Source organism: Nocardia jejuensis NBRC 103114, assembly GCF_001613145.1.
GTDB classification, from domain to species: Bacteria; Actinomycetota; Actinomycetes; order Mycobacteriales; family Mycobacteriaceae; genus Nocardia; species Nocardia jejuensis.
Map to the genome: position 1 here is coordinate 168,471 of NZ_BDBU01000024.1, position 12,306 is coordinate 180,776.

Sequence of the window (12,306 nt, forward strand, 5' to 3'; positions counted from 1 at the left end):
CCTCGACGAATCAAGGATGCAAGTTGACGTAGCGTCAAGGTCAAGGATATTCGACGCGCGAATGCGCGGCCCGGGCTTGGTTCGTGTCACACCCCCGTGTCACGATCCTCGAGCGCGCTGACGGTACCGGCTTCCGGCGCGCCGCTCGAACGCGTTTTTCCGGGGGATGAGGATTTCAATGTTCACAGCTGGCCGCGCCCGAATTCTGACCTGGGCGGCCGTAGTAGCAACCGCCCTGAGCTCCACCCTGCTGCTCGAAGGCACCGCGGACGCGGTCGCGCCGGTGCAGTTGGGCGGCGGATCGGGGATCTATGTCGAGCAACTCGACGACCCGACCTCCAGCGCTCAATGCACGCTGACCGCCATCGGCTTCGACAGCGAGAACCGCCTGGTCGGCATCACCGCCGGTCACTGCGGCGAGGTCGGCGCCCGGATCGCCGCCGAATACACCCGCAGCGGCGGGATCGGCATGATCGTGCAGAAGAGCGCGAACAACGACTGGGCCGTCATCCAGTTCGACCCGTCGCGCGTCGACCCGACCCGTCAGGTCGCGCAGTCCACCATCGCCGGCATCGGCGCACCGCCGAAGATCGGCGATATCGCCTGCAAGAACGGTCGCACCACCGGCTTCACCTGCGGCCCGGTCTGGGAGGCCACCGGGAACTGGTTCCGCAGCCAGGTCTGCGCGAACCACGGCGACTCGGGCGCACCGGTCCTGCTCGGTGACCGCCTCGTCGGAATGGTCGTCGCCGGAACCAATTTCGACGCCGGGCCGATCAGCATCGAGCTGCCCGCCTGCACGGGATCGGGCGACATCATTCACGAGCCGGAGCTCTCCACCACCATCGCCATGGTGCTCGCCGACATCAACCGCCACGGCGGCGTGGGCGCGGGATTCCGCGTCTTCTGAGAAGTTTGCTCACCAAAAGCGGTCACTGCCATAGCAATACGGTGTAGATCCAACACCGCACGCGTCCCTCCGGGGTGTGATAGACGGGACGCGTGCGGGGAACTCCATTCGGCAGATACGAACTACTAGGGCTGCTCGGCGAGGGCGGCATGGGGCGGGTCCATCGGGCGTACGACACCGGAACCGATCGGGTCGTCGCGCTGAAGGTGCTACCGGAGGCGTACGCGCACAACGCGATCTATCGCGAGCGGTTCCGGCGCGAGGCCCATGCCGCCGCCCGGCTGAGCGAGCCGCACATCATCCCGATCCACGACTACGGCGAGATCGACGGACAGCTGTTCCTCGACATGCGCCTGGTGCAGGGCACCGACCTGGATGCCCTGCTCGAGGGCGGGCCGATGCTCCCGGTGCGCGCGGTCGGCTACCTCGGCCAGATCGCGACGGCACTGGACGCGGCGCATCGCGCGGGTCTGGTGCATCGGGACGTGAAGCCCTCCAACATTCTGGTGACGCCGGAGGAATTCGCGTACCTCATCGACTTCGGCATCGCGGTCGGATACGACGACACCGGCCTCACCACCTCCGGCGCGACGATCGGCACGTTCGCCTACATGGCGCCCGAGCGGTTGTCGCACGAGGCGTACGACGGGCGCTCGGATGTGTACTCGCTCGCGTGTGTGCTGTACGAATGCCTGACCGGCTCCAAACCCTTTCCCGGGCACAGTGCCGAGCGGCAGATCATCGCCCATCTGACCGAACCGCCACCGCGGCCGTCGATGAGCACGGGCGGGCTGATCGAGTTCGATCAGGTGATCGCGCGGGGAATGGCGAAGGATCCCGAGGATCGGTATCCGTCCGCGGCGGCGCTGATGGCGGCGGCGCGAACGGTGCAGCATTCGACCGGCAGTCTGCCGGTGGTGTCCTCCCCTGTCGAATCTCGGCGCGTCTCCCCCGAAGTTGCGGTACGACAGTCGGTTTCACCGAGAGGATCCCGGACCGACTCGGAACACCGAGCGGGATCGGGAGTGGACCCGGACGGCCGCGAACAGCGGGGCGGATCGACTGCGGACTCGAATGGCCGCGAGCACCGGGCCGCGGCCGTGGATTCCGCACGCGCGTCCACCTCCTCGCGTGGACGCGCGCGACTGGTGGCGATCGCGATCACCCTGGCGCTCGCCATCGGACTCGCCGTGGGCTACACCGTCATTCGGTCCAACTACTACGTGGCAGCCGACAACGGGCGGGTGGTGATCGTGAGAGGGTCGGCCATGTCGATATTCGGCCTGCCGCTACACGGCGTCTACCGAATCGGATGCGTCAACGCCAACAACGAACTCAAACTCGTCGACCCCGACGCGCAACTCCCGGCGGACTGTCGCGAACTGCGACTCACCGACCTGCGGCCCGCCGCCCGGGACAGCGTGAACGAGGGCATGTCCTCCACTTCCCGCGCCCTGGCCCTCATCCGCATCCAGGCCCTGGTGACCCGAGACCTGTTGCCACCCTGCGGAACCCAGGTCGCACCCGCGAATGCCGCGATCGCCCAGCAGACCGCTGGGGCGTCGGTTCAGGGGGAGAACTGCCGGGTAACGGGCTGATCCTCGGACGATTCGCCGCGTCCGGAGTCTGCCGGACGACGATTCGTGGACCACGCGCCAGGCATGGTGCACGGCGCGGCAGGGATGGCTGCACGCTGGTGTAGCCACTCGGTCAGTACCCGGCGGTGAAGCGGGTGCGGTGGTGTTCGGGGGTTTCGGCTTCGTCCAGCAGGACGACGGCCAGGTCTTCCATGGAGATGGCGGAGTTGCCCTCGTCGTCGGTGATCAGGTGGTCGGTGCCGAGGCGGTAGGCGCCGGTGCGGGTGCCGGGTTCCAGGAGGGCGGCGGGGCTGAGGTAGGCCCAGTCGACGGGGCCGCCGTCGGATTGCACTGCGGCGGTGCGGAAGACGGCGAGTTGGCGGTTGCAGCCTTCGGCGATGGGGAGCAGTTCGGCGGGAAAATCGGGCTGTTCGCCGAGGGTCTTGCCGGTGCCGGGGACGGTGAGACTGGCGGCTCCGCCGACGACGAGTAGACGAGTTCCGTTGCGAGACAGACCTTCCACGAGTGCCGCGGCGACTTCCGGCAGTTCGTGTTCGCGACCGGGTTCGGGGCGGGTCGCGCTGATCACGACATCGCTGTCGGCACTGAGGCGGGCGACCTGATCGGGGTCCGAGACGTCTCCTGACCGCACGTCGACGCCCGCGGGCAGGTCGCTCAGGCGGCTCGCATCGCGGGAGACGGCCCGCACCCGATGGCCGCGGCTCAGAGCCTCGGCGACGACACGACTTCCGACTCCGCCGGATGCTCCGAAAACGGTGATCTGCATGATGTTTCAACTCCTCGTTCGGTCGTGCTCGTCGGTGGGTCAGGGATGCGCCGGTGATCGAAGGCAGCGTTTTCCACGGGTGCCAGTTCCGTCGGCCGGCTCGATACGGCGTCACCGGCGCGCTCGCCCGCACAGGACGTGCGAGCGAGCGCGCAGGGGCGAGAGGGGTCAGGCCGCCGAGCGGGCCAGGGCGGGTTCGACTGGGGCGGCGGGGATTACGGCCGGGGCGGGTCGCGGGGTGGTCTGACCGAGCAGGGTGCCGCCGAGCGCGATCGCCATGCCGAGCACCTGTAGCGGAGAAAGCGCCTGACCGAGAGCGATCCAGCCGATGACGGCGGCCGAGAGCGGGCTGAGCAGGCCGAGGAAGGCGACCGAGGTGGCGTTGGCGCGAGCCAGGCCGCGGAACCAGAGGCTGTAGGCCAGGGCGGTGCCGATCAGTCCGAGGAACAGGTAGCCGCCGATGGCGCGGGCGTCCAGCGCGGGCGGCCCGCCCTCGACGATCAGCGCGAGCGGGAGCAGCAGGATGCCGCCCGCGGTGAGCTGCCAGCCCGTCATGGCAAGGGGTGTAACGCCTTCCGGCCGTCCCCAGCGCTTGGTCATCACGGTGCCCACGGCCATCGAGGCCGCACCCGCGAGCCCCGCGATCAGGCCGATCGTGTCCAGTGCGGCGGTGGCGCGCAACACCACCAGTGACACACCGAGCATCCCGACCGCCCCGGCGGCCACCTTGCGGGTGGTCAGTTTGTCGTTGAGCGCGACGCTCGCCACCCCGAGCGCGATCAGCGGCGCGGCGGCTCCGAGGACGCCGGCGACACCACCCGGAAGCCGGTACGCGGCCAGGAACAGCAGCGGGAAGAACGCGCCGATATTCAGCACGCCGAGCACTCCGGCCTTCCATATCCACTGTCCGTGCGGCAGTTTCCGCGTCACCGCCAGCAACAGCAGCCCGGCGGGCAGCGCCCGCATGAGCGCGGTGAACAGCGGCCGATCCGGAGGCAGGAATTCGGTGGTGATCGCGTAGGTCGACCCCCACACGAGCGGGGCGAGTCCGGTCAGCGCGAGCGTGCCGGCGTATCCGGCGGCGCTGGTGCGGGTGCTGCTCATCTTCGGCTCCTCATTGATAATCTCAACGTTAAGATAAAAGCATCCAGGTACCTCAGCGTCAAGTATCTCAACGTTAAGAATATTTCCATCGAGAGGAGCCTCAGTGAGCGACGCCATCGACCTGATCACCACGGCCTGGCAGGAAGCACGTCCTGACGTGGACGTTTCCCCCATGGCGGTGATCGGTCGCATCACCCGCCTGTCCCGCATCTTCGACCGCGAGTTCACCGACTTCTTCCGCGGTCACGGCCTCGAGTTCTGGGAATTCGACGTCCTGGCCACCCTGCGCCGCTCCGGCGGCGACACCGGCCTCACCGCCGGCGCTCTCAACAAGGCCGCCATGATCACCTCCGGCGCCATCACCAACCGCATCGACCGCCTCGCCGCCAAGAACCTCGTCGAGCGCGTCCCCGACCCCAACGACCGGCGCGCGATCCGGGTCCGCCTCACCCCCACCGGCCGCACTCTCGTCGATGACCTCCTCCCCCTGCACGTAGCCAACGAACAACGCATGCTCGACGACCTCCCGGCATCGGACCGTGCACAGCTCGCGAATCTCCTTCGCGCCCTGGGAGAATCCCTCGGAGACACCGCACTGGGCTGACAGGCCACGCTCGCCTCCAGCCGATTCCCCGGCGAAGTCATCCGCGCCCCCACATCCAGCCCCGAATACGCAAAAGAGGCGGCACCCCCTTCCGGGAGTGCCGCCGTCTGCATTCGAATCAAGCTCACGCTTGTTCCACAACCCTTGTCCGCCAGCACAATTGGCGTCGATCTCCGCCGCTGATTCATCGGCAGCCGGTCAACGCGCAAATACTTCGCCGTGGATCGCAGGGCAGAAGGCCGGCAACGTCGCAGTCGAGGACGGCCGAGACGAGGATCAGTTCGGCGACCGTGAAGGTGCTCGGCGCGACGAGTCGCACCAGCAGCATCCCCTCGGCCATCCCGAGCTCCCGGGCCAGCCCGGACGCTCCGATCTCCGCTTCGGACATCGCCCGCCGCACCTTGTTGCCGACACATCTACCCATCCAGTCCACCGGACCGCCTTCCGCCCCTGAGCCGGGCTCCGCGACCCCCGCCTCTGCGAGTCGCAGCGCCAATCTGGCTATCGTTCGAACATATGTTCTAGTATCAAGATCGGGGCATGGCCGGTCAACGATCCACGCCCACACAGTTCGTACGTGGCCCGTGAATTCCGAATAGCGAAACGACCCGAATAGGCAGGTGAAAAGTGTTGTCCGGCAATCAATTCGGCGCATACTTACGTCAACGACGAAGGGATGCCGGCCTCACTCGCGAGCAACTCGCGCACCGGACGAACATCTCCGCCTCGCTGATCGAAAAGATCGAGCGCGGCGTCCGCCCAGCCACCCTCCCCACCCTCAGCACCCTGATGGACGGGCTGGACGTGCCGCCGTCCCACCGGCGCCACGTGCTGTCCCGGGCCCTCCCCGACGTCTTCGCTCACCCCAGCCCGCCGGCCCCGCCCCGCCCTACTCCCGAAGACCTCGCCGACCTGAACAGCCTCGACCACCCCGCCAGCTTCTACCTCATGCCGACATTCGAAGTCGTGGCGGTGAACCCCGCCTATGAGCGAGCCTTCCCCGGCGTCGCGGCCGGGACGAACTTCCTCGAGTGGATGTTCCTGAACCCGATCTCCCGCACCGTCATGGTCGACTGGCACCGAGACGCCCACCGCCTGGTCGACAGCCTCCGCACCTTCGCCCCCCTGACGCCCCACGACCCGAACGTCGCAGCCGTGATTGCGAATTGCCGCACCGCCCCCGACTGGCCGGTTCTGTGGAACAAGCGCCCACACCCGGACACACAGTTCGACGAACACCTCACCGTCCGCGATCCCGCCACCAGCCGAGTCCAACACCTGACCCCGCGCACCTACACCCCCGAACTACCGATGCGCCCGTGGTGGCTCTGCCGCCTGATCCCAACCACAAATGAGCTAGTTCCCGGAAATCAGCGATAGTCGTGCACATCAGCCGAAATCTATATAGTCCGACCAACTCGGATCGATCCACTGTCCTAGCTCACGCATTATCGACAACCGTTCACGGTCACGCGCAACCTGCGGAGAAACATCGTTGAACCATGAAGTTACCGATGACCAACATTTTTCGGCCGATTCACCTTCACTGATAATCCAGACAGGAGGATCCGACTTCATCAGATCCGCACCGTCGATCAGCACATAGTCGAGGGTCTAGATACCGGGATTCAAGCAGCGCCTCGTACTGATATCGGAGCCTCTCCAGAAAATCAGGATTCAGCTCAAGGAAATGTGGCACCTTCAGCTGATTCCTTGCAAATTCAGACCAATCGTAAATAAATTCAGGATGTATGGGCCCAACGATATATTTCAGCTCTTCATCCCTTGGAACCCTCTAGGAAGTATTTTCCGAGTTTTTAAAGTAGGTTTATAGAAATACTCGACAGAATGCAAGAAGGACGATTCTATGGACTCCGACGAACTCTCCAAGCCCGACACCGATAGGTCTGCTAACGCCTTCAGGTCGGCACACACATAGCGGTCGCCTATATTCGGAACGCCATGTCATCCGGACCTCGACCTCTCGCTCAAGATCATAATCTTGAAACCCCTTGGTAGATAGAGGCTTTCGAGCACTCTGGAAGCGGTGGGGCGGGAGACCCAACGAACGCGGGTCATGAAATGACACCGCCTCCGGCTGCGTCTTGGTGGATGTGCGGCGGCGGGTATAACGCTCTGCAGTACGCATGGGGTAGATGTTTGCAAGAAATCCATTCGGACCTCATGATGGTCCATATGGATCTGAACGACCTCCACGACGGCATCAACCGCGCTGTGGGCGACGAGCTGCGCGCCGCACGGGCGCGCCGGGGGCTGACCCGGCCTCAGCTCGCCGAGGCGTCAGGCGTCGCCGTCAGCACCATTCAACGTTTCGAACGGGCCGAGCGGTCCCCGGATATGCATCAGCTGTTCGCGCTGTGCAATGCACTCGACATCTCGCCGCTCGAGATCATGGACAGGGCCGTCCAGCTCGTCAAGCGTTCCCGGTAGCGGGTCGCCTAGATCTCAGCCGACGGCCTGAGACGTCAGGAAGAGGTCAACGATCATGGCCCGGCGGCCAGACCTGGCGGCGGACAGCCGCACTCAGGCAAGGGGTGACACTCGGGATCATACCGAGCCGCACGATCTCCCCGTCGGACCGCAAAGCCTCCGCGCGACTCCCGGCAATCGCCTCTCTTCGAATGCATGGTGCCGATTCGAACTGTCAGTGTGAATTCGAGTAGCCCTGCGGCGAACCAGCGAGCCCGGGTGAGGAAGGTGGCCGCTGAGGCGAGGGCGCGGTTTTCGGGTGCGCGTCCGGTTTGGTGGCCGGTCCGGCCGGCACCGGGGGGAAGAGTTGTTCGGTCAGGGATCGGAAGAGGTTGGGGAGCAGGGGATCCGGGGCGTCGACTCGGCTGCGGGGGTTGGGGACGGGGGCTTCGGCGCGGGGTTTCGGGGTGCCGGGGAGTTGTGGGTCCACGGTTCCGGGTGCGGTCGGGTCGGCGGCTGTCGGGTCGATGTAGGTCGGATCCGTGACCGTCGGGTCCGTGGTCTCCGGGTCGACGGGCGCGGGGTCGGTGAAGAAGGGGAGGTCGGGGAGGCCGGGCGTGACGGCGGCGGGGAATTCGTCCACGGACGGGCCGATTTCCATGCTCTCCACGGGAGTCGGGGTGCCGCCGTCCGGCGCGGAGGAGTACTCCGAGCGCAGAATGTGGTTGTCCCGCAGCAGGACCTGGCCCGAGGTGGCCAGTACCGCCTCGGAGGTGCGCGGGTCTTCCTTGTCGGTGCCGGGGTACATCTGGCAGTCCGTGGTGTCGCAGGTCTGGGCGTAGTCGTAGCGGGACTCGGCCAGCGCGTACGAGCGGGCCGCGATGGCCTGTGCGCGAAGGGCTTCCGTGCCGCCCTCGTCCGCCCAGTGGGGGACCATCTCGGCGGGGACCACGCCCATCAGGTAGTCGTCGACGTCGACCGCGTTGACGGTGCGGGCGTCGTTGCCTTCGAGTGCGACGCCCAGGGCGCCGCGGTAGGCGTTGCCGCCGCAGATCTCGAGCTGCTCCTCGGCGGGGCGGTTGGTGCCCTCCATGCCGGGGTAGGCCCACGGGTCGTCCGTGTCGCCCTCCCACAGCGTGGCGCCGTCACAGCCCTGGGTGATGGTGACGTCGGCGCCGGTGGCGGTCGGGCTCAATCGCGCGGATTGCCCGGGGATGACACGCCGGCCCGCGACGAAGAAGGCCGAGTCCGAGACGACGGCCAGAGGCTCGTTGTCCTGCTCCTGGATCCGGACCCGGACCGTGGTCGGGCCGATCGTGCCCATGCTCGAGCCGACGTAGTAGTGGGCCAGGATGCGGTCGGAGGTCCAGCCGTCGACGGCTTGTTCGAACGCGCCGTTCTGACTCAGGCCGCGACCGTGGCCCGGACCGACGGCGGTCGCCGGGAGGAAATCACCGTCCGGCCACGCCCAGAGCAGAGCAGCCGTGCCGCTGGTCAGGGTGACGGCGGCCAGGGACGCGCTGAGCAGTCGGTGCCGTTTCCGGCGCTGACGTAGATAACCGTTCGGCATGTCATACCCGTTCTTTCCGGAGCCGAAGCTACATTCGAGTTATCGAAGGCTAATCCTCAACTGAAGATTCAGGTTTTGTGACAGATGTGACTAGTGTGGTCGTTGATCCGCCAGGAAGCAACCCCGCCGTACCGGCGAATCTCAACGGATTGACCTGGAATGGGAGCTCTTCATGCCGTACCGCAGACGTAGGACCTCGTATTTACTACCCGTAGTCACGATCCTGGCCGTCACCGCCCCGTTCGGGCTGATGGCGCTGAGTGACTCCCCGGACATCCGGGCCGCCGATGAAAGCAAATTGGCAGCTATACCGGCCGATCTGGCCGAGGTGGGACTGGCCGCCGCGCCGGACATCACACTGCCGCTGCGCGAACTCACCGGGCTGAATCTGCCCGATCTGCACCTGTCGGACCTGCGGATGCTGCCGATACCGAAATCGATCAAGGTGCCCGAAGGGCTACCGCTCCCGCCCGGACTTCGACTACCGGGGGAAATCCCGCTACCGCGCATGGGGCAGAGCTCGCAGCCCAAGAACTACGGACCCTTCCCGCACGCCCCCGGATACATCGCCGAACCAGGGCCCGATGTCTCCCCGCTCGATCCCTCCGCCGACTCCGGCGCGGCCGGTAGCGCTCCCGCACCGGCGGACAATTCCGGCGAGATTCCTTCCGCCGCAGTGGATCCCGGCACACCGCCCGCAGCAGGCCCGGCCCCGGCCGAAGCCCCCGCCGCCGAGGCACCGGCAGATCCCGCCCCAGCTTCCCCGGTCGTCCCGGGCGATCCCACGACTCCCGCACTCGCCGCCGGCGCGGTGCCCGATGATCTCGTCGACAAGGTCGGCACGCAGGTCAAGGAACTCTCGCGCGACAAGCCGTTCAGCATGGTGGCGCTGACCGCGAAGGACCTGGCCGGGCTCACGGCCATGTTCCGCGCCAAGCGCCCGGACGGCACCTGGGGTCCGTGGTACTCCGCCGACGAGGTCGACGGGCGGAGCAAGGGCACGAAGACCACCGGCACCGAGCCGATCTACGTCGGAAACACCAAGTCCGTGCAGATTCTGACCACCCGCAAGCCGGCGGCCGCGCCCGTGCCCGCGACCCAGATCCCGGCCGAGGGTGTCGTGCCCGCGGACGCCGTGGAACCCGCGCCGTTCGCGCACGACGACACCGATCCCGCCCAGATCGACCTGGAGAAGCTCGCCGCGATCCTGATCGATCCGGGCCGCGGGGCCATCGACGAGAACCTCTCCGCCGTGGCGGCCCCGCTGCCCGGCGGCGGACCCAAGGTGATCACCCGCGCGCAGTGGGGCGCGGACGAATCGCTGCGCTGTGAGGAACCGACCTACGACGACGGCGTGTCCGCGATCACCGTGCACCACACCGCGGGTCGCAACGACTACACCAAGGCCGAATCACCGGGCATCGTGCGCGCGATCTACTCGTATCACGCGAAAACGCTGGGCTGGTGCGACATCGGCTACAACGCGCTGGTCGACAAGTACGGGCAGATCTTCGAAGGCCGCTACGGCGGGCTCGATCGCCCGGTCGAGGGCGCGCACGCGGGTGGGTTCAATATCAACACCGCGGGTGTGGCGTTCATGGGCAATCACATGGAGGAGGAGCCCACCGAACCCGCCATGCAGTCGATGGGCAAGTTCATCGGGTGGCGGGCCAAGGTCGCGGGGCTGGATCCGGAGGGATCCACCACCATGACCTCGGAGGGCAGCGACTACACGCGGTACGCGCTCGGTGAGGCCGTCAAGCTGCCGAATGTGTTCGCGCACAGGGATGTCGGCAACACCAGCTGCCCCGGTGACGCCGCCTACGACCTGATGGACCGGATCCGGGAACTCGCCGAGACGGCCGCGGGCACCAGCGCCGCCGTGCCGTCGACCACGGTGCGGGCGAAGCCCGAGCAGCGCAATGCCGGAAACCCGCAGCATCCGAGCCCGAGCACCACCGAGACGGAGCCGGATCTGAGCGCGCTGGCGGATCTGACCGAGCAACTGCTGGGGATGCTCGACCGCAGCACCGTGGCGCGCTACTGGAACGAGCAGGGCGGCGCGAACAGCGCTCTGGGACAACCGAAGTCGATCCCGATGACCACGGCCGACGGCGGACAGTCCGTGCAGTTCGTGAACGGGTACGTGTACTCGACGCCCGGCGGGCAGGTGTTCACGGTGGTGGGCAAGATTCTCGAGCGGTTCATCCAATTGGGAGCGTCCACAGGGGTTCTCGGACTTCCGCTGACCAACGAGTACCTGATTCAGGATGGCGCGCGCACCGACTTCCAGCACGGCTCACTGATTTTCGACAAGCTCACCGGGATCGTCACCACGGTGTTGAAGAGTCTCGACACCGACAAGCCGGGCGGACCTCCGATGCAGGCGGCGCCGATCCCGGCGCAGCTCCCGGAAGCCAACTGACGCGAGTTTCACGCCCACCAGCGTTCGAGGACCTGGGCCACGCCGTCCTCGTGATTGGCGGCGGCCACCTCGTCGGCGGCGGCCTTGGCTTCGGGGTGGGCGTTGCCCATGGCGACGCCGTGGCCGGCCAGGCGAAGCATGGGGACGTCGTTCGGCATGTCGCCGAAGGCGATCAGCGCGTTGTGCTGCACGCCCAGGCGCTGCGCCACCGAGGCCAGACCGGTCGCCTTGGTCACACCGGGGGCGGACAGCTCGATGAGGCCGTTGTCGGTGGAGTAGGTGAGATCGGCCCGGCCCTCCAGTCGCGGTTCGAGGATGGTCCGCATATCGCCGCTCGACACGCCCGGGAGGCGGATCAGCATCTTGATCGCGGGTGCGGCGATCACCTCGGCTCGGGAGACCGCGGTGTCGTCGGGATTGAGCCAGGCGTGCTGATACTCCGGCGAGCTCACGAACTGCGGGGTGGCGGCGTCGTGGGCGGTCGCGCCGATTCGCTCCGCGGCCAGACCGCAGCCGGGCAGCAGGCCTTCGGCCAGATCGGCGAGCCAGGCCAGGGTGTCCACGTCCAGGACTCGACTGGCCAGGATGCGGTCGTTGGCGCTGTCGTAGATGACCGCCCCGTTGCCGCACACGCACAGCGGCGCGTAACCGAGCCCGTCCACGACCGGATCGATCCAGCGGGGCGGGCGACCGGTGGCGAGGACGAACGGCACGCCGTCCGCGATGAGATTGTCGACCGCCGCCTTCGTGCGCGGCGTCACCTGCTCGAGGTGGTCGATGAGCGTGCCATCCACGTCGGTGGCGACCATCTTGGGTTTGGGCAGGTGAGAGAGAGTCACCTAGTCCATCCTGCCTCGAGCGACCTGCCCGAGTGACAGGTCCGGGCGGTTCGTGGCCGT

12 protein-coding genes are annotated in these 12,306 nt (G+C 67.0%); 6 read left to right on the forward strand and 6 right to left on the reverse strand.

What is annotated here, in order from left to right:
* The first annotated feature begins 178 nt into the window (after window positions 1-178).
* Together NJ1_RS19845 and NJ1_RS19850 are read left to right on the forward strand one after the other, a co-directional pair.
* Window positions 179-910 (forward strand): S1 family peptidase, encoded by a 732-nt coding sequence (locus NJ1_RS19845; RefSeq protein WP_067696435.1) that lies wholly within the window; start codon window positions 179-181, stop codon window positions 908-910.
* A 92-nt stretch (window positions 911-1,002) separates the two neighbouring features.
* The gene (locus NJ1_RS19850; protein WP_084478527.1) at window positions 1,003-2,508 is read left to right on the forward strand and encodes a protein kinase domain-containing protein; all 1,506 of its coding nucleotides are present in this window, start codon (window positions 1,003-1,005) and stop codon (window positions 2,506-2,508) included.
* 112 nt (window positions 2,509-2,620) lie between these two features.
* On the opposite strand, the gene NJ1_RS19855 is transcribed toward NJ1_RS19850, so the two are convergent.
* Both NJ1_RS19855 and NJ1_RS19860 read right to left on the reverse strand, forming a co-directional pair.
* On the reverse strand, window positions 2,621-3,274 hold the full coding sequence (locus NJ1_RS19855) for an NAD(P)-dependent oxidoreductase (protein ID WP_067696441.1): 654 nt from the start codon (window positions 3,272-3,274) through the stop codon (window positions 2,621-2,623).
* Between the two features lie 168 nt (window positions 3,275-3,442).
* The gene (locus tag NJ1_RS19860; protein ID WP_067696444.1) at window positions 3,443-4,378 is read right to left on the reverse strand and encodes an EamA family transporter; all 936 of its coding nucleotides are present in this window, start codon (window positions 4,376-4,378) and stop codon (window positions 3,443-3,445) included.
* A gap of 103 nt (window positions 4,379-4,481) precedes the next feature.
* On the opposite strand from NJ1_RS19860, the gene NJ1_RS19865 reads away from it, so the two are divergent.
* Window positions 4,482-4,982 carry a MarR family winged helix-turn-helix transcriptional regulator gene (locus NJ1_RS19865; RefSeq protein ID WP_067696447.1) on the forward strand — a complete coding sequence of 167 codons (501 nt, stop codon included), beginning with the start codon at window positions 4,482-4,484 and terminating at the stop codon, window positions 4,980-4,982.
* Between the two features lie 184 nt (window positions 4,983-5,166).
* On the opposite strand, the gene NJ1_RS19870 is transcribed toward NJ1_RS19865, so the two are convergent.
* Window positions 5,167-5,415, reverse strand: coding sequence for a hypothetical protein (locus tag NJ1_RS19870; RefSeq protein WP_157574098.1), 249 nt, complete (start codon window positions 5,413-5,415; stop codon window positions 5,167-5,169).
* Window positions 5,416-5,612: 197 nt separating this feature from the next.
* On the opposite strand from NJ1_RS19870, the gene NJ1_RS19875 reads away from it, so the two are divergent.
* A complete protein-coding gene (locus tag NJ1_RS19875) occupies window positions 5,613-6,362 on the forward strand; it encodes a helix-turn-helix domain-containing protein (protein ID WP_169813172.1) in 750 nt (249 codons plus the stop codon).
* A 9-nt stretch (window positions 6,363-6,371) separates the two neighbouring features.
* Here NJ1_RS19875 and NJ1_RS39270 read toward each other — a convergent pair whose 3' ends face one another.
* Window positions 6,372-6,584: a hypothetical protein gene (locus NJ1_RS39270; protein ID WP_157574099.1), complete on the reverse strand. Its 213-nt coding sequence runs from the start codon at window positions 6,582-6,584 to the stop codon at window positions 6,372-6,374.
* A 594-nt stretch (window positions 6,585-7,178) separates the two neighbouring features.
* On the opposite strand from NJ1_RS39270, the gene NJ1_RS19880 reads away from it, so the two are divergent.
* Entirely contained in the window at window positions 7,179-7,433 is a 255-nt protein-coding gene (locus NJ1_RS19880) for a helix-turn-helix domain-containing protein (RefSeq protein WP_067696457.1), read from the forward strand.
* A 214-nt stretch (window positions 7,434-7,647) separates the two neighbouring features.
* Here the strand turns inward: NJ1_RS19880 and NJ1_RS19885 are convergent, their stop codons facing one another.
* A complete protein-coding gene (locus tag NJ1_RS19885) occupies window positions 7,648-8,982 on the reverse strand; it encodes a SpoIID/LytB domain-containing protein (RefSeq protein WP_067696461.1) in 1,335 nt (444 codons plus the stop codon).
* A 172-nt stretch (window positions 8,983-9,154) separates the two neighbouring features.
* On the opposite strand from NJ1_RS19885, the gene NJ1_RS19890 reads away from it, so the two are divergent.
* A complete protein-coding gene (locus NJ1_RS19890; protein WP_084478529.1) occupies window positions 9,155-11,407 on the forward strand; it encodes an N-acetylmuramoyl-L-alanine amidase in 2,253 nt (750 codons plus the stop codon).
* Between the two features lie 8 nt (window positions 11,408-11,415).
* On the opposite strand, the gene NJ1_RS19895 is transcribed toward NJ1_RS19890, so the two are convergent.
* Entirely contained in the window at window positions 11,416-12,216 is an 801-nt protein-coding gene (locus NJ1_RS19895; RefSeq protein WP_067696793.1) for a Cof-type HAD-IIB family hydrolase, read from the reverse strand.
* Between the last annotated feature and the right edge of the window lie 90 nt (window positions 12,217-12,306).